The 23781-nt window shown below is 70.9% G+C and carries 20 protein-coding genes, 1 tRNA gene and 1 pseudogene; 16 read left to right on the top strand and 6 right to left on the bottom strand.

Annotated elements, in window-relative coordinates:
- Window positions 1-128: 128 nt before the first annotated feature.
- From scoE to J8N05_RS24490, 8 genes are all read left to right on the top strand, one after another.
- Window positions 129-1019, top strand: a complete 891-nt coding sequence (gene scoE / locus J8N05_RS24525) for a (3R)-3-[(carboxymethyl)amino]fatty acid oxygenase/decarboxylase (protein ID WP_210890356.1) — start codon at window positions 129-131, stop codon at window positions 1017-1019.
- Window positions 1016-1543: a (2E)-enoyl-ACP glycyltransferase gene (scoD, locus tag J8N05_RS24520; protein ID WP_210886016.1), complete on the top strand. Its 528-nt coding sequence runs from the start codon at window positions 1016-1018 to the stop codon at window positions 1541-1543. The genes scoE and scoD overlap by 4 nt, the downstream gene beginning before the upstream one ends.
- 17 nt (window positions 1544-1560) lie before the next feature.
- Entirely contained in the window at window positions 1561-3171 is a 1611-nt protein-coding gene (locus J8N05_RS24515) for a fatty acid--CoA ligase (RefSeq protein ID WP_210886014.1), read from the top strand.
- A gap of 71 nt (window positions 3172-3242) precedes the next feature.
- Complete coding sequence (locus J8N05_RS24510) at window positions 3243-3545, top strand: phosphopantetheine-binding protein (protein WP_247706458.1); 303 nt, start codon at window positions 3243-3245, stop codon at window positions 3543-3545.
- A complete protein-coding gene (locus J8N05_RS24505) occupies window positions 3532-7911 on the top strand; it encodes a non-ribosomal peptide synthetase (RefSeq protein ID WP_210886013.1) in 4380 nt (1459 codons plus the stop codon). Before J8N05_RS24510 ends, J8N05_RS24505 begins: the two co-directional genes overlap by 14 nt.
- Window positions 7912-8014: 103 nt before the next feature.
- Window positions 8015-9052, top strand: a complete 1038-nt coding sequence (locus J8N05_RS24500; RefSeq protein WP_210886011.1) for an ABC transporter substrate-binding protein — start codon at window positions 8015-8017, stop codon at window positions 9050-9052.
- A 68-nt stretch (window positions 9053-9120) separates the two neighbouring features.
- Window positions 9121-10095 (top strand): FecCD family ABC transporter permease, encoded by a 975-nt coding sequence (locus J8N05_RS24495; protein WP_210890355.1) that lies wholly within the window; start codon window positions 9121-9123, stop codon window positions 10093-10095.
- The gene (locus J8N05_RS24490; RefSeq protein WP_210886009.1) at window positions 10092-10904 is read left to right on the top strand and encodes an ABC transporter ATP-binding protein; all 813 of its coding nucleotides are present in this window, start codon (window positions 10092-10094) and stop codon (window positions 10902-10904) included. The genes J8N05_RS24495 and J8N05_RS24490 overlap by 4 nt, the downstream gene beginning before the upstream one ends.
- Before the next feature lie 9 nt (window positions 10905-10913).
- Here the strand turns inward: J8N05_RS24490 and J8N05_RS24485 are convergent, their stop codons facing one another.
- Complete coding sequence (locus J8N05_RS24485) at window positions 10914-11309, bottom strand: ribonuclease domain-containing protein (protein WP_210886007.1); 396 nt, start codon at window positions 11307-11309, stop codon at window positions 10914-10916.
- A 130-nt stretch (window positions 11310-11439) separates the two neighbouring features.
- Between J8N05_RS24485 and J8N05_RS24480 the strand changes: the two are divergent.
- A pseudogene (locus tag J8N05_RS24480) lies at window positions 11440-12372 on the top strand (ADP-ribosylglycohydrolase family protein); the annotation flags it as partial.
- 483 nt (window positions 12373-12855) lie between these two features.
- Complete coding sequence (locus J8N05_RS24475) at window positions 12856-13746, top strand: alpha/beta fold hydrolase (RefSeq protein WP_210886004.1); 891 nt, start codon at window positions 12856-12858, stop codon at window positions 13744-13746.
- Here the strand turns inward: J8N05_RS24475 and J8N05_RS24470 are convergent.
- The 4 genes from J8N05_RS24470 to J8N05_RS24455 form a co-directional block, all read right to left on the bottom strand.
- Window positions 13734-14627 carry a GAF and ANTAR domain-containing protein gene (locus tag J8N05_RS24470; protein ID WP_210886001.1) on the bottom strand — a complete coding sequence of 298 codons (894 nt, stop codon included), beginning with the start codon at window positions 14625-14627 and terminating at the stop codon, window positions 13734-13736. The two genes, J8N05_RS24475 and J8N05_RS24470, sit on opposite strands and share 13 nt — an antisense overlap.
- 248 nt (window positions 14628-14875) lie before the next feature.
- On the bottom strand, window positions 14876-15784 hold the full coding sequence (locus tag J8N05_RS24465) for a GlxA family transcriptional regulator (protein ID WP_210885999.1): 909 nt from the start codon (window positions 15782-15784) through the stop codon (window positions 14876-14878).
- A 10-nt stretch (window positions 15785-15794) separates the two neighbouring features.
- Complete coding sequence (locus J8N05_RS24460; protein ID WP_210885996.1) at window positions 15795-16394, bottom strand: cysteine hydrolase family protein; 600 nt, start codon at window positions 16392-16394, stop codon at window positions 15795-15797.
- A gap of 98 nt (window positions 16395-16492) precedes the next feature.
- Window positions 16493-17047, bottom strand: coding sequence for an RBBP9/YdeN family alpha/beta hydrolase (locus tag J8N05_RS24455; protein WP_210885993.1), 555 nt, complete (start codon window positions 17045-17047; stop codon window positions 16493-16495).
- Between the two features lie 667 nt (window positions 17048-17714).
- Between J8N05_RS24455 and J8N05_RS24450 the strand changes: the two genes are divergently transcribed.
- Together J8N05_RS24450 and J8N05_RS24445 are read left to right on the top strand one after the other, a co-directional pair.
- A tRNA-Met gene (locus tag J8N05_RS24450) sits at window positions 17715-17788 on the top strand.
- Between the two features lie 239 nt (window positions 17789-18027).
- A complete protein-coding gene (locus tag J8N05_RS24445) occupies window positions 18028-18462 on the top strand; it encodes an ankyrin repeat domain-containing protein (protein WP_210885990.1) in 435 nt (144 codons plus the stop codon).
- A gap of 30 nt (window positions 18463-18492) precedes the next feature.
- On the opposite strand, the gene J8N05_RS24440 is transcribed toward J8N05_RS24445, so the two are convergent.
- Window positions 18493-19017 carry a cupin domain-containing protein gene (locus J8N05_RS24440; RefSeq protein WP_210885987.1) on the bottom strand — a complete coding sequence of 175 codons (525 nt, stop codon included), beginning with the start codon at window positions 19015-19017 and terminating at the stop codon, window positions 18493-18495.
- Window positions 19018-19155: 138 nt separating this feature from the next.
- Here J8N05_RS24440 and J8N05_RS24435 point away from each other — a divergent pair, with 138 nt between their 5' ends.
- The 4 genes from J8N05_RS24435 (at window position 19156) to J8N05_RS24420 (ending at window position 23779) form a co-directional block, all read left to right on the top strand.
- Window positions 19156-19641 carry an RrF2 family transcriptional regulator gene (locus J8N05_RS24435; RefSeq protein ID WP_210885984.1) on the top strand — a complete coding sequence of 162 codons (486 nt, stop codon included), beginning with the start codon at window positions 19156-19158 and terminating at the stop codon, window positions 19639-19641.
- Entirely contained in the window at window positions 19638-20567 is a 930-nt protein-coding gene (locus J8N05_RS24430) for a DsbA family oxidoreductase (protein ID WP_247706457.1), read from the top strand. The genes J8N05_RS24435 and J8N05_RS24430 overlap by 4 nt, the downstream gene beginning before the upstream one ends.
- Window positions 20568-21131: 564 nt before the next feature.
- Window positions 21132-22706: an ABC transporter substrate-binding protein gene (locus tag J8N05_RS24425; RefSeq protein ID WP_210885980.1), complete on the top strand. Its 1575-nt coding sequence runs from the start codon at window positions 21132-21134 to the stop codon at window positions 22704-22706.
- 44 nt (window positions 22707-22750) lie between these two features.
- Window positions 22751-23779, top strand: a complete 1029-nt coding sequence (locus J8N05_RS24420) for an ABC transporter permease (RefSeq protein WP_210885977.1) — start codon at window positions 22751-22753, stop codon at window positions 23777-23779.
- The last annotated feature ends 2 nt before the right edge of the window (window positions 23780-23781 follow it).

Below are 23781 nucleotides of genomic sequence, written 5' to 3'. Positions count from 1 at the left end.
GTCCCGCCCTCCTCGACGGCATCCGCACCGCAGTGCTCGTCATCGCGTCGGGCATCGGCTGCGGCGCGCTCACTCTGTTCGCCCGCCACCGGTCGACGGACATCACCCTTCCAGGAAAGGCACACGCCATGCGCATTCAGGACCAGCCCGGCGACGCGATCGGTGTGATCGTCGAGGGCTTCGACCACGCAGACGCCTCCGACGCCGACATCGACGCCCTCAAGAACGCCGTCTACACGAAGAAGATCGCCGTCCTGAAGGGACAGGACCTCTCTCCCCAGGAGTTCCTCGCACTGGGCAGGCGACTCGGCCGCCCGGAGACGTACTACGAGCCCATGTACCACCACCCGGAGGTCACGGAGATATTCGTCTCCTCCAATGTTCCGGAGAACGGACAGCAGATAGGCGTACCGAGGACCGGAAAGTTCTGGCACGCCGACTACCAGTTCATGCCGGACCCCTTCGGCATCACCCTGATATATCCCCAGGTGATTCCGGCGAAGAACAGGGGCACGTACTTCATCGACATGGGCCGGGCGTACGACGGACTGCCCCAGGAGCTCAAGAAGGAGATCGACGGAACGTACTGCCGGCACTCCGTGCGCAAGTACTTCAAGATCCGGCCCCATGACGTCTACCGGCCCATCTCCGAGATCATCGAGGAGGTCGAGCGGAAGACCCCGGCCGTCAGGCAGCCGACCACCTTCACCCATCCCATGACCGGCGAGACCGTTCTCTATCTCAGTGAGGGATTCACCGTCGGCATCGAGGACCGGGACGGGGAGCCGCTCGACGAGGAGCTGCTCAAGCGCCTGTTCGAGGCCACCGGCCAGCTCGACGAGACCTTCGAGCACGGCAACATCCACCTGCAGGGATTCGAGCAGGGCGACCTGCTGGTCTGGGACAACCGCAGTCTCATCCACCGCGCCCGGCACACGACCACACCCGAGCCGACCGTCTCCTTCCGCGTCACCGTGCACGACGAACGCAAACTCCACGACGGAATCGGGGCGGCATGACGAGCCTCCTCGCCGTCGAGCACCCCATGGACGAGCACCTTTTGGCGCGGGTACTGACGCCCTACAAGGACCACTGCAAATACCTGCGTTCGGCCGTCGTCGTGTCCGAGGGCGACGGACAGGCGTCCGCCCGCTGTGAGTTCGCGATCCCGGAGTCGTGCTACATCGACGACACAGGGCATCTGAATTCCGTCGAGGTGAACATCTGCTACAACCAGATGATGTATTACCTCGTCGCCAAGTCCGTGAAAGAGGGGCTGCTGGCGGGGTTCGAGTCCTGGACGCTGGACGATTTCTGGAAGCATCAGCTCCCCGACATCCTCATCGCCCGGTTCGCCATGAATTTCCGGCGTCCCGTCGACCCCCGTGCCTTTTCCGGGGAGATGGAATTCCGCTCCGTCACCCGGCGCACCCTGGGCGACGGCTCCCCCTTCCTGCACGCGGAGACCGTCCACCGCTACTGGGACGCCGCATCGGGCCGGTGCGACGGCAGAGCGGTCCTGGCGTTCGTCAACGTCCCCTGACACGAGAGGAGAGCCGCATGACCCCGGACAGACTCCACCACCCACAGCTCCGGACGCTCGTCCAGACGGCGAGCTTCCACGCCGAGCACCGGCCCACCACCCCCGCCGTGCTCTGCGAGGGCCGCACGCTGACGTACGGGCAACTGCACAGCGGGAGCAACCGCATCGCCCATGCCCTCCGGGCCGCCGGGCTCCGACCGGGCGACCGGGTCGCCTACCTCGGCAAGGAGTCGGAGCACTACTACGAGGTGCTGTTCGGGTGCGCCAAGAGCGGCACCGTCCTCGTCCCCGTCAACTGGCGGCTCGCCGCGCCCGAGGTCGGCCATGTCCTCCAGGACTCGGGCGCCCGACTGCTGTTCCTGGAGACCGAGTTCGGGCCGACCGTCGAGCGGATGCCGAGCGCGCCCCCGGAGACGATCGTCGCGCTGGACGATGGCTTCTCCGCATGGAAGGCGTCCCACCCGGAAACCGACCTGGACACCGAGTCAGACACCGAGCCGGACGCCCGCCCGGACACCGACCCGCCGCCGCACGTCACCCCCGACACCCCGGCCGCCCAGCTCTACACCAGCGGCACCACCGGACTGCCCAAGGGTGTCGTCCTCGCCCACCGCAGTTTCTTCGCGATCCGGGACGCCCTGGCGAGCGAGGGACTGGACTGGATCGACTGGCGCACCGGCGACATCGCGCTCATCGGTATCCCAGGCTTCCACGTCGGCGGTCTGTGGTGGGCCACCCAGAACTTCAACGCGGGCACGACCGTGGTCGCGATGCGCGCCTTCGACGCCCGCGAGGCCGTCGGCCTCATCCGGGACCTCGGCATCACCACCGCGTGCGTCGTGCCCGCCATGCTCCGCATGATGCTCAGCGAACCGGGCGTCGGAGCAGAGGACTTCACCACCCTGCGCAAAGTCGTCTACGGCGGCTCCCCGATCTCCGAGGCACTCCTGGAGGAGAGCCTCACCGTCGTGAACTGCGAGTTCGCCCAGATCTACGGCCTCACCGAGACCGGCAACACCGCGGTGTGCCTGCCGCCGGCCGCCCATGTCCCCGGCAGTTCCCTCATGCAGGCGGCCGGACGGCCCTATCCGGGCGTGCGCGCCAAGGTGATCGACGCCGAGGGGCGCGAACTGCCGCCGGGCGCAGTCGGAGAGGTGTGCCTGGCCACACCCGCGCACATGGTCGAGTACTGGGGACTGCCCGAGAAGACCGCGGAGGTCCTCGTCGACGGCTGGGTCCACACCGGGGACGCCGGATACATCGACGAGGACGGCTACGTCGTCATCCGGGACCGCATCAAGGACGCCATCCTCGTCGCCGGCGAGAACGTCTACCCCGCCGAGATCGAGAACGTCCTGGAAGGCCACCCCGGCGTCGCCGAGGCCGTCGTCGTCGGCGCCCCCGACGCACGCTGGGGCGAGTACGTCCACGCCTTCGTCGTCCCCGCTCCCGAGCACCGGCCCACACCCCGGGACCTGCACACCTTCCTCGTCCCGCAGCTCGCGGGCTTCAAGCTGCCGGCCCGCTACGAGCTGATCGACAGCGTCCCGCGCAACCCCAGCGGCAAGATCCTGCGCCGGGAACTGCGCGACCGCTTCTGGAGCGCCTCCGCCCGCAAGGTCAACTGACCGCGGCACAGCCCCAGTGCCAAGTGCCGAGCGCCAAGTGCCGAGCGTCAAGCGTCAACGAGAGAGACCACATGCCTGCTCCCCTCACCCTGGACGGATTCCGCGCGGACCTCGCGGAGTTCCTGTACCAGCGGCCCGACGAAGTCGACCTCGAAGAGAGCCCCCTCCTCGCGGGCCTCGACTCCCTGCGCATCGTCACCCTCATCGAACGCTGGCGAGAGACCGGCTTGGACGTGAACTTCGTCGAACTCGCCGAGTGCACCTCGTTCGCCCAGTGGTGGCACCTGCTCTCCACGCGCCAGGCACGTCAAGCGCGTCAGTCACCTCAGTCACGCCAGTCACGCCAGGAGGGAGCGGACCGTGCCGGCGCCTGACGGCGGCACGGCGGGCCGCCACCCACTGCTGGCCGCCCAGGAGGCCATCTGGACCGGCCAGCAACTGGACGCGGACAGCCCCGCGTACAACACGGCCGAGTACGTGCACATCGCTGGACCGGTGGACCCGGCCGTCTTCGGCTCCGCGCTGCACCAGGTCGTCGCGGAGACCCCCGCCCTGAACGTCTCCTTCGAAGCCGACGCGGACGGCCGGCCCTGGCAGCGGGAAACCCCGGCCGGGGACTGGCGGTTGCACATCGCCGACCTCACCGCCGAACCCGACCCGTACGCTGCCGCCCTGGCCTGGATCGACACGGACATGGCTCGTCCCGTCGACCTCACGACCGGTCCGCTCTTCGGCCACGCGCTGCTGCGCATCGCACCGGGGGAACACCTCTGGTACCACCGGGTGCACCACATCGCCCTCGACGGTTTCGGACTGTCCCTGGTCGCCCGCCGGGTCGCCCAGGTGTACACCGCCCTGATGAGGGGCGAGCCGACGGGGGACAGCGGCTTCGGCACCCTGGCCTCCGTACGGGACGAGGAACGCGCCTACGAGGAGTCGCCCCGCTTCGCCGAGGACCGCGCCTATTGGACGGGCCGGTTCGCGGACCGTCCGCCGGTGGCCACCCCGGCCGGCCGTACGGCCCTGCCCGCACGCACCTTCCACCGCCGGGTCGTCGACCTCGGCGCGGCCCGTACGCAGGCTCTGCGTACGGTCGCCCGCGAACTGAAGGTCACCTGGTCGGAGATCCTGCTGGCCGTGACGGCCGCACAGCTGCACCGGGCCACCGGCGCACCGGAGCTCGTCCTCAGCCTGCCCACGATGGGCCGGCTCGGTTCCGTCGCCCTGCGCGTGCCCTGCATGGTCCGTAACATCCTGCCCCTGCGCGTCGCCGTCTCCCCGGCGGACAGCGTGCGTGACCTGGCCCTGCGGATCTCCGCCGAACTGCGTGCGGGCCTGCCGCACCAGCGCTACCGCTACGAGCGACTGCGGCGCGACCTCAGGCTCGTCGGCGGACAGCGCCGACTGTCCGGGCCGGGCGTCAACATCATGCCCTTCGCGTACGACCTGCGGTTCGCCGGACATCCCAGCACAGTCCACAACGTCTCCGCGGGCCCGGTCGACGACCTCTCCGTGAACGTGTACGACCGCGCCGAGGGCGGGGGACCGCGCATCGCGGTGGACGCCCACCCCGGTCTCTACGAAGAGGCGGACGTCGCCGTGTTCCAGGAGGAACTGCTCCTCCTGCTCGACCGCGCGCTCTCCGCTCCCCTCGGGGCGCTCCTCGGCCCGCACTCCCGCCCGGACATCCAGGTCCTGGACGGCGGGCCGTTGCCCGGTCCCGCCCGCCCGGTCCTCGACCTGATCGCCGAACACGCAACCCGGCGCGGCGGATCCGTCGCCGTCGAGCACGCCGGGCGAGCCGTCACCTACGCACAACTGCTCGACGCGGCAGGGGAGACGGCCCGCCGACTCACCGCCCGGGGGATCGGCCGCGGCGATCTGGTGGCCGTCGTCCTGCCGCGCGGCATCGAGGCCGTCACCACCGTCCTGGGGGTCCTGCTGTCGGGGGCCGCCTACTGCCCGCTCGACCCGACCGCGACTCCGGCTCGCAGGGCGCAGCTGCTGGACGACGCCCGCCCCGCGCTCGTCCTGACCACCGAAACGGCACTGGAGGAGCCCCAGAAGGCCAGCGCTCGGCAGCCTCCGGCACCCGCGCCGGACGACCTCGCCTACGTCCTCCACACCTCGGGTTCCACCGGGCGCCCCAAGGGCGTGGAGATCGGTCACCGCGCCCTCGCGCACTTCGTGGCCGGTGCCACCCACCGCTACGGCCTCCGACGGGCGGACCGTGTGCTGCAGTTCGCCCCCCTGCACTTCGACACGAGCGTCGAGGAGGTCTTCCTCACCCTGTGCCGGGGCGCCACGCTCGTCGTCCGCGACGACGACATGACCGACTCGGTCCCCGGCTTCCTGAACGCCTGCGCACGGCTGCGGATCAGCTTCCTCGACCTGCCCACCGCCTACTGGCACGAACTGGCCCACGCGCTGTCGACCGGCTCCGCCGACACCCCGGCCCTGCCCGCCGGGATACGTACCGTCGTGATCGGCGGGGAGGCCGCCCTGCCCGAACGCGTCGACCGCTGGCGCAAGGCGGTCGGCACCTCGGTGCGGCTGCTGAACACCTACGGCCCGACCGAGGCGACCGTGGTCGCCACCGTCGCCGACCTGCACGACGAATCCCTCACCGCGGGAGACGTCCCCATCGGAGCGCCCCTCCCCGGCACCCGCGCCGCCGTCGTCGACGGTGAACTCCACCTCCTGGGTGACAACCTGGCGCTTGGCTACCGGGGCGCCCGGCCACCGGACGCGTCCCGCTTCGCCCCGCTCGACCGGCTCCCCGGAGCGCCCCGCGCCTACCGCACCGGCGACCTGGTACGGCTCGGCGACGACGGCCGACTGCGGTATCTGGGCCGGGCGGACGCGGAGTTCAAGATCAGCGGCCACCGTGTGCACCCCGCCGAAGTGGAGAACGCGCTCCTCACCCACCCGGCCGTCCGCGACACCGCCGTCATCGGTCAGGTACTGGAGGACGGGACACGGCGTCTGATCGCGTTCGTCGTCGCGGACGGCCCGCCCCCGGCGCCGACCCTGCTCAGGAACCACCTCCGGGCGACACTTCCCGCCGCGATGATCCCCTCCGCCGTCGAGTTCCTGGACCGTGTGCCCCGTACCGGCGTGGGAAAGACCGACAGGGACGCGCTCGCGCGACAGGCGCCCCGCCCCGGCGCGCGGGCTGTCGTGTCCGAAGACCAGTCGGCCGCGTACGACAGCCCGCCGACCGCGTGCAACAGCCCGTCTGCCGCGTACGACAGCCCGTTGGAGCGGATCGTCGCCGGCGTCTGGCAGCGGGCGCTCGGTGTCGCGACCCTCGCCGCGCAGGACGACGTGTTCGACCTGGGCGCCCAGTCCCTCCAGGCCATCCAGGTCGCCAACCGCCTGGGCACCGAACTCCACCGCGAGGTGAAGGTCGCCTGGCTCTTCCAGCACCCGACCCCCGCCGCGCTGGCGGGATTCCTGGAAGGGCAGGCACGGGCGCGGCAGCCGTCCGTCGCCGCCGGCCTGCCGGCCGGACTGCTCGCAGACACCGTCCTGGACCCGGACATCAGGCCCCGGACCGGTTACGGACCCCGGGCGGGACACACCCCCGACAGAATCCTCCTCACCGGTGCCACGGGCTTCGTCGGCGTGCACCTGCTGGCGGAACTCCTGACGGGCGCGAGCACGAGCACGGGCGCGGGCACGGGCACGGATGTCGGTCATCCCGAGGTGGTCTGTACCGTCCGGGCCCGGACCGCCGGCGAGGCCACCGCCCGTGTTCATGAGGCCCTGAACGCCCACCGGATCCACCTTCCGGACACGGCACTGCGGCGCATCACCGCGATCCCCGCGGATCTCTCCCGCCCCCGACTGGGCCTCGACGAAGGGCACTTCGCGGAACTGGGCCGTACCTGCCGGGCGATCGTCCACAACGCGGCGACCGTCAGCGTCCTGCGCGAGTACGCCACTCTGCGCGCCGCCAACACCCGGTCGACCAGGGACCTCCTGCGCATGGCGGCGGCGCATTCCACCCCTCTCCACCATGTGTCGACCCTCTCGGTCGCCCCGCCGCTCGCGCTCAGCCGCGAAGTACCGGAAGCCTTCCTCCCGCCCCACCCCGGGCTCCGCTCCGGCTACCAGCAGTCGAAGTGGGCGGCCGAACGCCTGCTGGAACAGGCCGCGGAGAGGGGCCTGCCCGTCACCGTGCACCGGCTCGGCCGGGTGGTCGGCCCGTACACCACCGGTTACGTGAACGAGCGGGACTTCCTGTGGAGCGTGCTGCGCGCGGGAGTGCCCGCGGGCATCGTCCCCGACCTGTTCGAGGAGGAGACCTGGACACCGGTCGACCACGTGGCCAGGGCCATCGTCCACCTCAGCCTCGTACAACGCCCCCCGAACGCCACGGTCTTCCACCACGCGGCCACCGCCCCGGTGCGCCTGAGCGACCTCTACGACTGGCTGGAGGAGTACGGCTACCCGCTGCGCCGCATGACGACGGCCCGGTGGCTGGCCGAACTGAGGCGCTCCGCGGCCACTTCGGGCGCCGAGACCTCCGCGGCGGCGACCACGCTCGCCTTCTTCGACTCCCGGGACGCGCAGCCCGCCGGACTCGACCTCCGACTGGGCCGCATCCGCTCGGACAACGTGAGGAACGGTCTGCGCGGCAGTGGCATCACGTGCCCGCCCGTCGACCAGGACCTCGTCCTCCGCTACCTCGACCACTGCGTCACCAGCGGAATCCTGCCGCCACCGCCGAAGTAGTCACGGACCTCCGGGAACTCGGCAGTCCCCTCCTCCGACTACTGCTGCAGAGCCGCTCACCGTCGATCCACCCCCGTATCACCCCCGTACCAAGGAGCCCCGCATGTCGAAGAAACGGCCGGTCGCCGTCGCCCTGGCCGGCGCCCTCTGTCTGGTCACGACGGCCTGTGCCGACGCGACCGACACGGCAGATGCCTCAGGCGGGGCATCAGCCGCCGCGGCGAGGTCGGGCTACCCGGTGACCCTCGAAAACTGCGGGACGCCCCAGAAGTTCACCGAGGCTCCCGGCCGGGTGGTCGTCATGAACGGCGCCTCGGTGGCGGAGGTCTCCACCCTGCTCGCCCTCGGCCTCGGCGACAGCATCGTCGCCAACCAGCAGAGCTATGGGATGTCCGAGGTCGAAGGCCGCGCCAAGGCCGTCAAGGGCCTGCCCGACGGGGGTGTCAAGCTCAACGACGCGTACGACGTCCCGCGCGAGGCGATGATCGGCCTGCGCCCCGACCTGGTGCTGTCCACGACCTCCTACGGCTTCGACGAGAAGAACGGCTTCGCCACCCGCGAGCAGCTCAAGGACGTGGGGGCCCACACCTACGTATCCCCGCAGGGCTGCGACCAGGACACCTCGAAGATGACGATCGCGGACAGCTACGCCCTCCTGCGGGACATGGGCAGGGTCTTCGGCCGGAGCAACCGGGCCGAGCAGCTGATCGCCGCGTCGGAGAAGAACATCGCCGGCGTCGCGGCCAAGGTGAAGGGCGAGAAGCGGCCCAACGTCATGGTGCTCTTCTCCAACATGGCCATGGGCGGCAACGACTTCAGCTCCGTCGTCGCCAAGGGCATCTACAACGACATCCTCGCCAAGGCGGGCGGCAGCAACGCCTTCGAGTCGGCCTCCAAGACCTCCTTCGCCGATCTGAGCAAGGAGAAGGTGGCCGCCACCGACGTCGACGCACTCGTCGTCATCGGCTACAACGACCCGAACCCGGCGGCCTACGCCAGGAAACTGCTGAAGGAGTTCCCCCAGTGGCCGGCCGCGAAGAACAACACGTACGTGGCCCTGTCGGACTCTATGTACCTCGGCCCGAGCAACGACCTGGCCGTCGCGAAGATCGCCGGGATGCTGCACCCCGACGCGTTCTGAAACACCTCCCCGGCCGGGTGCGGTTGCCGCTCGCGACCCTCGCACTGCTGGTCCTCCTCGTCGCCGTCATGGTGGTGGCGGTGAGCATCGGCGCGGTGAACATCCCCCTGGCCGACGTCTGGTCGGTCCTCCTGCACCATGTCACCGGCCGCGGAGCCACCGGCGACCCGGCGCTGGACCAGATCGTCTGGACGTTCAGAGCACCCCGCGTCGCCCTGGCCGCCCTGGTCGGCGCGGGCCTCGCCGTCGCCGGCGCGGTCCTCCAGACCCTGGTCTCCAACCCGCTCGCCGACCCCGTCGTCCTCGGCTTCTCGTACGGGGCCTCCCTGGGCGCCGTACTGGTCATCACCCTCGGCGGCGCCGCGCTCGGCGGGCTGGGCGGACTGGGGGTGTCCGGCGCGGCGTTCGTCGGCGCCCTGGCGGCCGGGGCCCTGGTCTTCGCCCTCGGGCAGCGGCAGGGCCGACTGGCCCCCACCCGGCTCGTCCTGGCCGGGGTCGCGGTCGGTTACGTCCTCCTGTCGATGACCAGCTTCGTCCAGCTGATGGCGACACCCACCGAACTGCGTACCGTGATGTTCTGGATGCTCGGCAGCGTCGCGGGCGCCCAGTGGGACCAACTGCCCACCGTCGCGGTGGTGGTCCTCGCGAGCACCGTCCTGCTCACCCTGTTCGGGCGGCGGCTCAACGCCCTGCTGGCCGGCGACGAGTCCGCCACCGCGCTCGGCGTGGACGTCGACCGGTTGCGCGCCGTCCTGCTGGTGATCAGCGCGCTGCTCACGGGCACCGTCATCGCGGTCGCGGGCGGCGTCGGTTTCGTCGGCCTGATGATCCCTCACCTGGTCCGGCTCACGGCGGGGGCCGACCACCGCAGACTGCTGCCCCTGACCGCGCTCCTCGGCGCCGTCTACCTCGTGGCCGTCGACCTGCTCTCCCGCACCCTCACCCGCCCCAACGAACTGCCGCTCGGCATCCTCACCGCCCTGCTCGGCGCCCCGTTCTTCCTGTGGCTGCTGCGCCGCAGCAAAGGTCTGGACAGCACATGAAACTGACCGTGGACCGACTACAGATCACCCTGGACCGCACATCCATCCTCCGAGATGTGAGCCTGGAGGCCGCCCCCGGTGACATCGTCGGGCTCGTGGGCCCCAACGGCAGTGGCAAGTCCACCCTGTTGCGCACGGTTTACCGCTCACTGCGGCCGGCCGGTGGAGTGGTCCGGGTGGGCGGCGACGACGTATGGGCCCTGTCGTCCCGGACGGCGGCCCGCCGGACGGCGGCCGTGCTGCAGGACGCCGCCACGACGACCGGCCTGAACGTGACCGAGATCGTCGCCCTGGGCCGGACACCCCACCACGGTCTGCTGGACAGGGACGGCACGGACGACCATCGAGCGGTCGCCGAGGCGGTCGACCGCTGCGGGGTCGGGCCCTTCGCGGACCGGGACTACGCAACCTTGTCCGGCGGTGAACGCCAGCGTGTCCTGCTGGCCCGCGCCCTCGCTCAACAGCCGCGGCTGCTGGTGCTGGACGAACTCACCAACCACCTGGACATCCGCGCCCGGTTCGAGCTCCTGGACCTCATCCGCAGCACGGGGATCACCACCCTGGCGGTCCTGCACGACCTCGACCTGGCCGCCCGGCTCTGCGACCGTCTCGTCGTGCTCGACGAGGGCGCGGTGGTGGCGGCGGGCCCGGTCCTTGAGGTCCTGACACCGGATCTGCTGCGCGAGGTCTTCGGCGTACAGGGTGAGACGCACAGGCACGCGGACGGCGTCGTGCGTGTCACGTACGCGGCCCGGCCACTCGCCCCGCGGCCGGTGGAAGTGGGGGGTCCGCGGGGCGAGGGTTCCTGAACGTGCCGGTCAGCAGCTGTAGTTGACCAGCTTGAACGAGGCGTAGTGATCGGACGTGTAGTAGTCCTCCTGGACTTCCTCACCGGTGACGATGCGACGGGCACCGCGCGTGGAGGAGCCGGGCGTGATCACCGTGTACTCGTGGTAGTAGCCGGTCGACTGGCTGGGCAGGATGCCTTCCCGGTTCTGGAAGACGCTTCCGTCCTGCGAGTAGGGGTAGGGACCGCCCTGCTCGATCAGGTCCAGCGTGTCGTGTGCCTGGGACGGCAGACTGCCGTAGCAGATGCTGCCGACGGCCGAGGCGGACGTGCCCGCGGCGTTGGCGGTCGTGGTGCCGCCGACGAGAAGAGCGGACAGAACGGCGGCTGCGGCGCCGATGCGAGTGATTCGTGGGGGGAATCTCATGCCCACCATGATGACGCGCGTAGACGCTGGCATGTCAATGACAACCGCGAAGATTTTCACCGTCTCGTCCGATGAGTTCTCGGGAAATTAACCTCGTGCGCCGGCCGGAAAACTTGGCAGAATGAGGCGGATGTCCACCCATCTCCCCTCCTCCGACGCCTCGCCCGTCCGCCCCTTCGACCACTCTTCCGACCACCGTTCCGCCGCCCGTGACGCCCTGCGCGGCCTGGCGGTGGGTGACGCCTTCGGCGCCCAGTTCTTCGTACCGGAGAATCTCCCCGGCCTGCGGGAGCGCAGGCTGCCCGCCGCGCTCTGGCCGTGGACGGACGACACCGAGATGGCATGCTCGGTCTTCGAGGTGCTGCGACGGCGCGGCAGCGTGGACCAGTACGACCTCGCGCAGGGTTTCGCCCAACGGCACGACTTCGACCGCGGCTACGGTCCGGCGATGAACCGGCTGCTGCGGCTGGTCCGGGAGGGCGGCAGGTGGCAGGAGCTGGCCGCGGACCTGTTCGACGGCCAGGGGTCGTGGGGCAACGGGGCCGCGATGCGGGTGGCGCCCCTCGGGGCCTGGTTCGCCGTGGACCCGGGCGAGGCGGCCGCCCAGGCCGGCCGGCAGGCACGGGTGACCCACACGCACCCGGAGGCCGTGGCCGGAGCCGCCGCGATCGCCGTGGCCGCCGCCTGCGCTGCGCGCGGCCGGGTGTCCCCGGTGACCGGAGCCCAGTTGCTGGCGACGGTGGAGGAGCTGACCCCGGCGGGCCGGATCCGGGCAGGTGTCGCCGAGGCCCGGGAACTGCTGGACCGGCCCCACGCCGAGTACGCGGCACATCGGCTGGGCAACGGGCGGCGGGTGAGCGCGGCGGACACCGTGCCCTTCGCCCTCTGGTGCGCGGCCCGGCACCTGGAGGACTACGAGGAGGCGTTGTGGGCGTGCGCGTCGGTCGGCGGGGACGTGGACACCACGTGCGCGATCGTCGGCGGGATCATCGCCGCGCGCGTGGGCACGGCGGGCATCCCCGCCGCATGGCGCGCCGCGAGCGAAGCACTGCCGGAGTGGGTGGCGGAGAGCGAACTGGGCGAGGACCTCACCCGTGCCGGCCTGGGTGACGACGTGACGCCGCTGCGGCGTCCCGAGAGCATTCCGGTGCCTCGGCTGGTCTGGACGCCGGGCCAGTGGCAGCGGGTGCGGCACGGAGTGCGGGCCCTGGCCATGGAGGAGAAGTGGGACGCGTACCTGGAGGGCGATCAGCTTTCGCTGCACCGCAGTTGGACCGGCAACGCGGTCTTCCGGGTGACCGTGGCCGAGGAGCCGGACGGATGGCGGCCGGTGGCCGCCTGGGTCGAGTCGGACCCCGACGTCCACCGACGCGGTGGCGACGAGGCGGAGAGCGCCTTCCTGGAACTCTTCCTGCGTGCCTGGTACATGGACGACACGCGGCCTGAACTGTGGGACCGCTACAAGGAGTTGAGCCGCGCCGAAGCCGGACGAGCCGATGACTGAGCTGACCGGCCAGGGCCAGGGCCGGGGAGACGGAGGCCCGCGATGACCGTGCTGCATGTGACGGTGTGGGACGAGAGCGGAGATGAGAGCGGGGACGGGAGCGGGCGCGAGAGCGGAGACGGGGGCGTAGCTGGGAGTGGAGACGAGGGCGTAGTCGGGGGCGGAGGCGAAGGGGCTTCCGCGGTATTCGCGCACAACATTTTCACCTGGGGCAGCGACGAGATGTACGGGTTCGCGGCCCAGCGGCCGTTGGCCGACCGTCACCGCCTGCTGCTGGTGGACCGTCGGGGCTACGGCGGCAGCCCCGACACCGAGCGCAGCGACTTCGACACCGACGCCGACGACCTGGTGGAACTGCTCGCGCGACAGGCCGGCGGCGCGCACCTGGTGGGTCACGGCAACGGCGGTCTGGCCGCCGTGCTCGCCGCCGGGCGCCGCCCCGATCTCGTACGTTCCCTCGCCCTGATCCAGCCCTCCGTGTTCTCGGCGGCCGCCGATCATCCGGTGGTCGCGGATCTGTACCGCAGGGTGCGGGCCGGCGCCGGTGCTCCGGAGCCCGTCACGCCGGAGCAGTTCCTGCGGGCCTCGACGGAAGGCATCGGGCTGGCGATGCCGGAACCCACGGCACAGCGGCTGCGGGCCGTGGCCACCTCGATGCGGGAACGCCCCGTATGGGAAGCGAGAGTTCCGCTGGAACCCGTACGGGCCGCCCCCTGGCCGAAACTGGTGATCTGCGGGACGTGGGAGGACGCGCCGGAGCCGTACCGCACCTATGTGGGTGAACCGCTGATGGTGTGCGCCGAGGCCGTGGCCGACGGTGTCGGCGCCCGGCTGCTGCGTGTGCCGGGCTACTACCCGCACACGCAGCAGCCCGCCGCCGTCAACGCCGCCCTGCGAGAACTGTGGGGACGCTCGGCGGGTCAGTCCGGCTGACCGCCCTGAACACCATCGCCGCCCTCGACGCCCTGTGCGGTGGCGGCGGCATGGAGCTGTTCCAGCGCGTCCAGGACGATGGTGTGCCGGTGCCACAGCAACCAGCGTCCCACCTGTGTGCCGAGGGCTTCCAGCGCGGCGAGTTGCGCACGGGTAAAGTCGGACAGGGGCTGTTCGTGATGGCTTGAGATGATGCCCACGACCCGGTCCTTGCGGCCGACCAGCGGCACGCTGTGCGCGGCCCGGCTGCCTGCCTGAAGGATCGCGTGCCGGGACTCGTCGTCGAAGACGTCCGCGACCGCCACGTCCTTCACCGTGATCTGCTGGCGCTGTTCGGCGGACTGTGCGCAGGACGTCGTGGAGTCCCTGACGAAGGCGAAGAAATCGGTGAACTCCTGGTTCAGCCCGGTGTGTTTCTCCATGCGCAGCATGCCCTGCTCCGACAGCTGTACGTTGCCCATGGTGGTCTCGGTGATGTGCAGTACGCGCCGCATCGCGTTCCTCAGGACCACCCCGTGGTTGGTACGGCTCGACTCGTCCACCGCCAGGTTCGGAAGCGGCGGCGGGGTGTAGCGGGCGCGGCTGGGGAACCACAGTTCGGCGTCCGTGTCAGGAGCCGCGGTGTGCAGGACGGCGTCGGCCAGCGTGTGCAGCTTGATGTTGAACCGCTGCGAGGTCTGCCGCAGCAGCTCGAACGCCTCCTGCTGCGAGGCGAGGCGGTAACGGCCGGTCAACACCCGCTGCGCATGGGCGACACCTATGTGTGCCAGACGCCGATTGCGCTGCCCCGCCGTCTCACCCGGTTCCGGCGCGACCGTTTCCGGTGCGGCGGCGGAACGAGGGGTGTTGCGGGGGAGTGGGTGAGGTGGGTCCTGTCTCACGGGGCGGTCTTCCTTACAGCAGCTTGGGCACGACGGGAAACCCGCATGAACTTCCACTTCCGACGGAGAGGTTCATGGAGGGGGCGTGCCTATTGCCCAAGCACCGGCACAACTTTACCCGGAGATGTCACCTCTTCCTGACACAACTGGAGCCGAAGGGAGGGCGGGTGAGCCCGACGCCGGTAAACCGCTCCTCGACCGGACAATGGCGACGAACCGCTCCTCGACCGGACCGTGCGGAGGTGCGGTCAGGTGGTGCGGGCGCGCAGACGGCGCAGCATGCGCGGGTCCTCGAAGCCCACGGAACGGGCCGCGGCGTCCATGGTCGCGCCGTGGCTGATGAGGTGCTGGGCGCGTTCGAGGCGGAGGGTCTGCTGATAGCGCAGGGGCGTCAGCCCGGTGGCGCGGCTGAAGAGGCGGGTGAGGGTGCGTTCGCTGACGCCCACGGCCGAGGCCACGGTGGGCAGGGGGAGCGGCTGGTCGAAGCGCTCGTCGATGAGGTCCTGCGCCCGGTGCACGGTGTCGTCGAGGTGGGAACGGTGCCGCAGCATCGCGCTGGACTGCGGTTCATGGCCGTTGCGGCGGGCGTAGACGACCATCTCCCGGGCCACCTGGGCGGCGACCGCGGGCCCGTGCCGGGTGGCGACCAGGTGCAGCGCCAGATCGATGCCACTGGCGATGCCGGCCGAGGTGACGACCCGGTCGTCCGTGGTGAACAGGACGTCCCGGACGACCAGCGCCCGTGGATGGCGCGAGGCCAGTTCGTCCTGCACGTCGTGGTGGGTCGTGCAGTGGCGGCCGTCCAGCAGACCGGCCAGACCGAGCGCCTCGGCCCCGGCGCAGACGCTGGCCACCGTGCCGCCTCTGGCGTGGTGGTCCCGCAGGGCCCGCAGAGGGGCGGTCCCGATGGCGGGGCTGTCGGCCAGGGTGCCCGCCCGCCAGCCGGGTACCAGGACCAGGTCCTCGGGCCCCAGTTCCGGCCAGTCGAGCCGGGCGACCAGCGGCAGCCCCTGCGCCGTGGGGACCTGCGGCCGCTCGGCGACGTAGGAGAGCGTGTACGGGTGCCCGAAGTCGTCGGCCGTGGAGAAGACCTGCGCGGGGCCGGCCAGGTCCAGCAGATGGACTCCGGGCACCAGGAAGAAGACGATGTGGCTCACGATCCGGTCATCATGCCCGATGTTCCGCCGCGGCCTCCAGCGCGTCGACCGTCGCGATGGTGGCGAACCGTCCGGCGAGCGCGTACTCGGTGCGCCGGACGACCTCGTCGGCGGAGAGCGTACGAGGGTCGGCCAGCAGGTCGGCCACGCTCTGGTCGTCGGGAGCGTCACGGTGCGGGATGGGGTTCGTCGCGGTCGCGTCGGTGACGAACGTGACCTGGTAGCCGAGGTCGCTCGCGACGCGTGTGGTGGTCTCCACGCACTGCTCGGTACGGATGCCGCAGACGACGAGTTCGCGGACACCGCGTTCGGTGAGTATCTGCTGGAGGTTGGTCGTGGTGAAGGCGTTGTGCGAGGTCTTGTGGACCAGCGGCTCACCCTCCGCCCGCTCCAGTTCGTCCATGAGCCGGACATGGCCGAGGGCCGGGTCGAAGACATCGCCGCTGCCGGGCTCGCAGTGCAGCACCCACACCACGAGGTCCCCGGCCTCGCGGGCGAGCCGGACCAGCCGGTTCACCTGATCGGCGATCTTCGGGTCGGAGATCGTCGCCCACAGCGGACGGGCACGGAAGGATTCCTGGACATCGATGACGATCAGTGCGCGGTTCATGCCCAGAGTCTGAGCCACGTGAGGGGCGCCGCGACATGCCGTATCGGGTCCCGAAGCGGACCGATCCAGTCACGGGTCGGAGCAGGCGGGCCGCGGGCCTACGCCGTCGATTCGTCGACGAGCGCGCGCAGGAGTTCCCGCCCGGCCGGCCAGTCGCCGAGACCGCTTGCCGAATTGATGTGGCCGCGGTTCTCGACGAAGTGCGGTCGTGCCTGCCACGCGCGCGCGAAGGCGGCGGACGCCGTCGGATCGCAGTACGGGTCGTCGTCGCTCGCCACCAGCAGACTCCGGCACGGCAGCGGGCGGGCGGTCACGTCCACGAACGAGGCCGCCGCCCGGCTCGGGAACGACGCGGCGCGGGTGTTCGGCGGCGCGACCAGGAACGCCGCGACCCCGGCGGGCCGCACCCGGTCCAGCCACTCCGCGGCCGTCCAGCAGCCGAGGCTGTGAGCCACCAGCACGACCTCGCTGTCGTGGTGTGCGACGGACTCGTAGGCCCTCTGGAGCGAGTCGAGCCAGTCCGACAGCTCGGGGTTGCTCCACGAGGCCGGTGCGATGCGGACCGCGGAGCCGCCCCACCGCTTCTCCCAAAGGCTCTGCCAGTGCCGCTCGTCCGAACCGTCGATCCCGGGGATGATGACGTACGAGACCATTGCCCGCCTTCCTTCCGATCGCGGTGCCCGTGCTGCGCGGGGCCACCATGCGGCGATTATCGGCGGTGGGGTCACAGTGATGGGCCCGGGGTGCGTCCGACCCCACGCGATCCGGTGCGTCCCGCCCGTCGGGGCCGAAACGCGTTCTTGCCTCGTACCGGCCACGTTCTAAGATCTCGGGCAGAGACACCGGCTCCTGCACGGGCAGTCGGCCGGCCCGCCGCGGCGGGTACCCGCAGTCGGCCCCCAGCCCCCGGGCCCGGAGAGACCACCACGCCAACCGGGAAACCGGAGTCCGCATCCCGCGATGCTCTGCGCGGACCCCGGTCCCTCGTCCTCCCGGCCTTTCGAGTTGGGGCGTACTCCCGCGCGCCCCGAGTGCCGCGAGGACGATCCCGCGCGAGGCCCTCGCGTCAGGGGACGACGCGAGTCCTCGCGCCGGCGGCCGCCGGCGTCGCAGACAGGCGACGGCGGCCGCCACACCCGCGTGCATGGCCGGGTGCGTTCTTCGACTACCCGCGTCCTCAGCCGATTCACGGCTCGTGCGGGAGCTGCGCCAGACCCTCACACGCTCCGGATCCGCGGCGGGAGAGCCGTACGGAGGCGCCGTGGTCGCGGTGGGTGGTCATCGGGGCCCTCGATGATGGCGTACGGTAGGCGTTGTCGACGCGGGGTGGAGCAGCTCGGTAGCTCGCTGGGCTCATAACCCAGAGGTCGCAGGTTCAAATCCTGTCCCCGCTACTGTCGAAGAGGGTCCGGACCTTTAAAGGTCCGGACCCTCTTGCGTCCCCCGATCCCCACCCACCACGGAACACGGCCCCGACCTCGGCCGTCCGCGAAGCGCCCGCTCAAAAACCCGCTGGCCGCGCCGCCGGAGCTGCCGATAGCGTCGGGATCCCCGTCGGTCGGATCCAGGTCGTTCATGAGTTCCGTGCGGGTGGGGAGACCGCTGTGGGGTCGGATGTGAAGGGGGAGTCGGTGTGAACAGGCGGCGGCAGAAGAAGCTGTCCCGACGGCTCGTCGATGCCGCGACCTTCGGCGACAGCAGCCGGATCGGCGCTCTCCTGCGGGCCGGTGCCGACCCCGGGACGGCCGACACCGACGGCACCACGCCGCTCTACGCCGCGTCGGTCCACGGTGCCACCGGCAATGTTCTCCGGCTGCTGGCGGCCGGCGCTCCGCCCGACATCGAGAGCGGGCGCGGTGCGGAGGGCACACCCCTGTGCGGGGCCGCCTGCTGGGGGCACGTCGAGACGGTCCGTGCGCTGCTGGCGCACGGTGCCGATCCCGGGCTCCGCGAGGACCACGGCACGGGCCGTTCCCCGCTGGAGTGGGCGATGACCGGGCCCCATCCGGAGACGATCGACGTGCTGCTGGCCGCGGGTGCGCAACCGGCCGACCCGGTCGCGACCTGACTCATTCCGGGCGCCGGGCCCCCCGGAGCGTCAGGACTCGTCCGGCGAAAGCGCGTACAGCTGGGGGAGGTTGACCACGATCGCCTCCTGTGTGCTGCGCGCGATCACGACCACCGCCTCGTCGTCCGGGTCCGGGTTCTCCTCCCGGTGCGGGACGAACGGCGGTACGAAGATGTAGTCGCCGGGTGAGGTCCGCAGGCGTACCTCCTTCGGCTCCCCGCCCTCGGATCCGCCCTGGCCCGAGTCGTCGATGAAGACGAATTCCGGGTGCCCGCTCACCACGTAGATGGCGGTCTCGGACTCACCGTGGTGGTGGTCGGACGAGGCCGTCGAGGGCGCCACATGCGTCTGGCCCATCCACAGCTTCTCGGAGCCGACGGTCTTTCCGCTGACGGCCGCGAACCTGCGCATGCCGCCGCTCTGCGCGGTGTCGCCGTCCAGGGAGTCGGCGCGGATGTGGTGCAGACGGCTGCGCAGAGGTGCGGTCGGCTGGTCCGGGGTGTCGTGGAGGTGCGGGTGGAAGCCCTCACCGGGGGTCGTCAGCGGCTCGCTCATGGCGGCGACGCTAGAGCGGTCCCGAAAAGGATGTCAAGAGGTGTCCTTTGGCTTTCACCTGCGGCAATGTTCCCGCAATGTGGGAAACAGGCGGCCGAAGCACCGCCTGCCGGCCCGCTCCTCAGGCATGATGTGCACATGCATATTTCCGCGAAGGCGGACTACGCCATGAGGGCGCTGCTGGAGCTCGCCCGCGAACCTTCCCGTCCGCTCACCTGTGAAGCCATCGCCTCCTCGCAGGAGATCCCCTTCCGCTTCCTGAAGTCCGTGGTGGGTGAACTGCGCAGAGCCGGCCTGGTGCGCAGCCAGCGCGGCTGCGAGGGCGGTTACTGGCTCGGCAGAGCCGCCGAGGAGATCACCCTGCTGGACGTCACGCGCGCCGTGGACGGTGAGTTGATCACCCTGCGGGGTGAGCCGCTGGCGGGTCTCGACTACCCGGGCCCCGCGACAGGGCTGCCCGACGTGTGGCGCGAGGTCGAGGCGGGCGCCGCGGCGGTCCTGGGCGGGGTGACGCTGACCTCGCTGCTCGCCGGTGGTGCGACGGGCGCGAGGGGCGTGACGGGAGCGGCGGGAGCGGCGGGAGCGGCGCGGACCGAAGCGCTTGCCCGGAGAGGCGCCGCGTGAGCGACGGGCCGCAGCCCCAACCGTCACTGTCCGCCCGGTCGTTGGCCCCGGCGCCGGTCGAAGTCGTCGAGTACACCGACCCGTTGTGCCCCTGGGCCTGGGGATCGGAGCCCGTCTTCCGGAAGTTGCGGGCGGCGCTGGCCGGCCGGGTCCGCTGGCGGCGGGCGTACGCGATCCTCTTCGACCACGACGACGATCCGCCACCGGACCCGGCGGCGGAGACGGCCTGGTACGCGCGCTACGTCGAGGAGATCAGCTCGCACAGCCGGGCCCCGCGCCCCGTGCGGCTCAGCCGTATGCCGGCCGACTCCTGGCCCTCCTCGCTCGTCGCCAAGGCCGCCGTCCCGCAGGGCGAGGAGGTGGCCGAGCGGGTGCTGCGGCGGCTGCGGGAGAGCGTCTTCGTGCTCGGGGAACCGGCGGACACCCCCGACTTGGCGCTGGCCGCGGTCAAGGGCGTACCGGATCTGGACACGCGGCGGCTGGCGCTCGACGCCGCCTCCGGGGCGGTGCTGGAACAGGTGCGCGCCGACCGGCTGGAGGCCCGCCGTCCCGTGGCCGAGGTGCTCTCCGCGCAGGGCGGGTCCCCGCATCCGGGCGCGGCCAAGGAGACCGACGAGGGCGGACACCGGTACGCCCTGCCGACCCTGCTCGTCCGGACCGCGGACGAGTACCGCGTCGTACCCGGCTGGCGACCCTTCGAGGAGTACGCGGCGGCCGTCGAGGAGCTGAGCCCCGGGCTGTCGGCTGCCCCCGCCCGGCTCACTCCGGCGCACGCGCTGGAGCGCTACCGCAGCCTCACCGATCCGGAGCGGCTGCTGCTGACGGAGGGCCACTGGCCGCCCCCGGGAGCCGTGCGCGTGGACACGGCGGGCGGACCCCTGTGGCTGCACCCCGACGAGGCGGCGACCCACCCCGCCGCACCCTGAATCCATCCCGGCCGAGGCTGTGAACTGCGACGGACGCCGTCCCGCCCAATGAGACACCAATTGGTGTCCATTGACAGTCGGTTGCGGCAGCCCCCAGGATGAGCACCATGCTTACGACGCACCCCGGTGTGGTGTGCCGCTACGTGGACCTGCGGCGCACCAGCAGCGCACTCTGTCGCTGACCCTTCGCCGTCCCCGGTCCGCAGACGCCTGACCGCCGCCTCCGGTACTGGCATTCCAGTCCTCGGCCGAGCCGTGCCCGCCTCTGCGTCTTCCTCTCCGTGCCCCGTCGCACACCTTCTCCACCTCCCGGCCCGCCCCTCCGCGAGCCCGTCGACTCCTCCCGTCCCGGTAGTCCCGCGATCCCGCACGCTCTCGCCTTGAGCGCCGCGCGCCCCGAGCGCGCGCCGGCGCTCTCCCCGGCATGTCCGTGCCACCCGATCCGGGGCCGAGTCACCCGTCCGGGTCCGATCCGAGTCGACGTTCCGCACGCGGAGGGTCAGGTCCTCCTGCCTTGCTCCTTCTGCCCCGGCCCCGGCCGGAGCCCGCCACAGGAAGAACGAGATGCCCGCTCACCTCATCACCCGCCGCCCCGGAGCGGACCGCCGTTCGTCCCGAGGGGCAGGCCGCCTGCGGGCCGCAGCCCTCGGAACCGCCTTCGTCGCCGTACTCACCCCCGTGCTGAGCGCCTGCGGCGGTGACTCCGCCGCCTCGGGCGGCGGCTCCTCCACGCTGAAGTGGACCTCCTCGTACTTCCCCACCCACTGGGACCCGGTCGTCGGGGGCAGCGGTGCGCAGTTCCGTGAACTCGCCCTCACCTACGCTTCGTTGACCCGTACGGACGAGAGCGGCAAGGCCGTTCCCGACCTCGCCGAGAGCTGGGAGTACAACGACAAGGGCGACGAGATCACCTTCCATCTGCGCTCCGGCCTGAAGTTCAGCGACGGCGAGCCCGTCGACGCCGCCGCGGTCAAGGCGGCCATCGAGAGGGCGCAGAAGCAGAAGAACTCGGCGCTCTTCGGCGACCTGACCTCCATCAAGTCGGTGGACGCGAACGGCCTCGACGCCGTCCTGCACCTCAGCCAGGTCGACTACCAGATCCCCCAGCTGCTCGGTCAGCGCGTCCTGCAGATCGCTAGCCCCAAGGCGGCCAAGAACCCCGAGAAGCTGGACCAGAACCCGGTCGGCGCCGGCCCGTTCGTCGTCACCCAGGTCATCCCGGGCACCAAGGCGCTCCTGAAGAAGAACCCGGACTACTGGGACGCGAAGAACATCCACATCGACAACGTCGAGCTGACCTCCGCCCCCGACGCCTCCACCGTCGTCTCCGGACTGCAGACCGGTGTCTACAACTTCGCCGACCTGGACCCGAGTCAGGCGTCCGCTGCCAAGAAGGCCGGCCTGGACGTCTTCGTACAGCCGGGCTTCAACGCCTCCAACCTCAGCCTCAACGTCAACAAGGCACCCTTCGACAACGACAAGGTCGTCGACGCCGTACGCCACGCGGTCAACCGCAAGGAGTTCGTCGACAAGCTGACCTTCGGCTACGGCGAGGTGACCGACCAGCCGTTCCCGAAGGGGTACGAGGCCTACGACCCCGAGTCGGAGAACGCCTACCCCTACGACCCGGCGAAGTCGAAGAAGCTCCTCGCCGAGGCGGGCTACAAGTCCGGTGACATCAAGCTGAACCTGGTCATCCCGGCGGAGGACCCGCAGGCGGAGATCGTCCAGTCGCAGCTCGCCAAGGTCGGCATCAAGGTCACCATCAAGATCGACAAGAACTGGGCCACCCCGTTCTTCGCGAAGGACCTGACCTTCTCGCTGTACGGGACCACCGGCCGGGACTCCGCGGCGCAGACCCTCACCGCGCACTTCGGCCCCAACGGCCCGCTGAACCTCAGCACTCCGTATGAGCCGGACGGTTTCGAGGCCGCCATCGCCAAGGTGCGCAAGACCCCGCTGGACGCCCCCGACTACACGCAGGTGCTCCAGGCGGCGACCCGGGCGGGCCTGGAGAGCAAGGCGCTGGTCTTCACCTACTCCCAGCCGAACCTCATCGCCAAGAGCAAGTCGATCTCCGACCTGCCGAAGAACCCGGCCCACATCGACTGGACCGGCGTGACCATCTCCGGCAGCTGACACCCGTCCCAGTCGAGAACCCACCACAAGAGAGGGGCAAGCCCATGACGACGACCGCGGAACAGGCCCCGCCTGCCCGCCGTCGCGGGGTCGTCGGGACCAGGGTGCGGCACACGCTCGGCCGCCTCCTGGTCACCCTGGCCCGGTCGGTCGCGATCTTCGTGCCCGTCTTCCTGGTCGCGACCTTCGTGACCTTCGCGCTGCGGTCGATGAGCGGACTCAGCCCGGCGCGGATCCAGCTGGGCGAGGAGGCGACCCCCGAGGCGATCGCGCGGGTCGAGGCCCAGTGGGGTCTCGACCGGCCGTTCCTGGTCCAGTACTGGGACTGGTTCACCGGGGTCCTGCACGGACAGCTCGGCACCAGCTGGACCAACGGCGCCGACATCTCCACGCTCATCGGCCTGGGCCTCGGCGTGAGCCTGTCCGTCGCCACGTTCGCGCTGATCATCGGTGTCGTCCTCGGCTTCACCCTCGGCACGCTCGCGGCGCTCAAGCGCACCACCTGGATCGACCGGGCCATCACCGGCTTCGTCACCCTGATCTCGGTGATGCCCGCGTTCGTCGTCGGCATCGTGCTGGTCGCGGTCTTCGCCGTGGGACTGCACCTGTTCCCCTCCGCCGGCTACATCCCGGCGGAACAAGGGGTCGGCCCCTGGCTCGCGCACATCACGCTGCCTGCGCTCGCGCTCAGCTTCGACGTCGTCGCGGACGTGGCCCGCCAGCTCCGCGGCTCTCTCGTCGCGGCCTACCGCGAGAACTACGTGACGGGCGCGGTCGTACGGGGCCTGAGTCCCCGTCGGATCTTCCTCGGCCATGTGCTCCGCAACGGCATCGGCCCGGCCCTGGCCACCCTCGGCCTGAAGTTCCCCGCACTGGTCGGCGCCTCCGTCGTCACCGAGTGGATCTTCGGCCTGCAGGGCTTCGGCAGGTTCGCCAACGACTCCGCCCAGGCCGGCGACGTACCGGCCGTACAGGGGGTCCTCGTGGTGTCGATCGTCCTGGTCGTCCTCTTCAACCTGATCGTCAACCTGGTGCTGGCACGTGTCACGCCGGCATCCCAGCGGGGGGTATGACC

It is taken from the genome of Streptomyces liliiviolaceus (assembly GCF_018070025.1).
In the GTDB taxonomy this organism is placed as follows: Bacteria; Actinomycetota; Actinomycetes; order Streptomycetales; family Streptomycetaceae; genus Streptomyces; species Streptomyces liliiviolaceus.
Note: the sequence above shows the minus strand (reverse complement) of the source record. Positions and strands in the feature narration are given on the sequence as shown.

What these genes read in the sequence shown, in the direction of transcription:
- scoE (WP_210890356.1), top strand. Translation starts at nt 129, where the DNA reads ATGCGCATTCAGGACCAGCCCGGCGACGCGATCGGTGTGATCGTCGAG.
- scoD (WP_210886016.1), top strand. Translation starts at nt 1,016, where the DNA reads ATGACGAGCCTCCTCGCCGTCGAGCACCCCATGGACGAGCACCTTTTG.
- J8N05_RS24515 (WP_210886014.1), top strand. Translation starts at nt 1,561, where the DNA reads ATGACCCCGGACAGACTCCACCACCCACAGCTCCGGACGCTCGTCCAG.
- J8N05_RS24510 (WP_247706458.1), top strand. Translation starts at nt 3,243, where the DNA reads ATGCCTGCTCCCCTCACCCTGGACGGATTCCGCGCGGACCTCGCGGAG.
- J8N05_RS24500 (WP_210886011.1), top strand. Translation starts at nt 8,015, where the DNA reads ATGTCGAAGAAACGGCCGGTCGCCGTCGCCCTGGCCGGCGCCCTCTGT.
- J8N05_RS24495 (WP_210890355.1), top strand. Translation starts at nt 9,121, where the DNA reads ATGGTGGTGGCGGTGAGCATCGGCGCGGTGAACATCCCCCTGGCCGAC.
- J8N05_RS24490 (WP_210886009.1), top strand. Translation starts at nt 10,092, where the DNA reads ATGAAACTGACCGTGGACCGACTACAGATCACCCTGGACCGCACATCC.
- J8N05_RS24485 (WP_210886007.1), bottom strand. Translation starts at nt 11,309, where the DNA reads ATGAGATTCCCCCCACGAATCACTCGCATCGGCGCCGCAGCCGCCGTT.
- J8N05_RS24475 (WP_210886004.1), top strand. Translation starts at nt 12,856, where the DNA reads ATGACCGTGCTGCATGTGACGGTGTGGGACGAGAGCGGAGATGAGAGC.
- J8N05_RS24460 (WP_210885996.1), bottom strand. Translation starts at nt 16,394, where the DNA reads ATGAACCGCGCACTGATCGTCATCGATGTCCAGGAATCCTTCCGTGCC.
- J8N05_RS24455 (WP_210885993.1), bottom strand. Translation starts at nt 17,047, where the DNA reads ATGGTCTCGTACGTCATCATCCCCGGGATCGACGGTTCGGACGAGCGG.
- J8N05_RS24440 (WP_210885987.1), bottom strand. Translation starts at nt 19,017, where the DNA reads ATGAGCGAGCCGCTGACGACCCCCGGTGAGGGCTTCCACCCGCACCTC.
- J8N05_RS24435 (WP_210885984.1), top strand. Translation starts at nt 19,156, where the DNA reads ATGCATATTTCCGCGAAGGCGGACTACGCCATGAGGGCGCTGCTGGAG.
- J8N05_RS24425 (WP_210885980.1), top strand. Translation starts at nt 21,132, where the DNA reads ATGCCCGCTCACCTCATCACCCGCCGCCCCGGAGCGGACCGCCGTTCG.
- J8N05_RS24420 (WP_210885977.1), top strand. Translation starts at nt 22,751, where the DNA reads ATGACGACGACCGCGGAACAGGCCCCGCCTGCCCGCCGTCGCGGGGTC.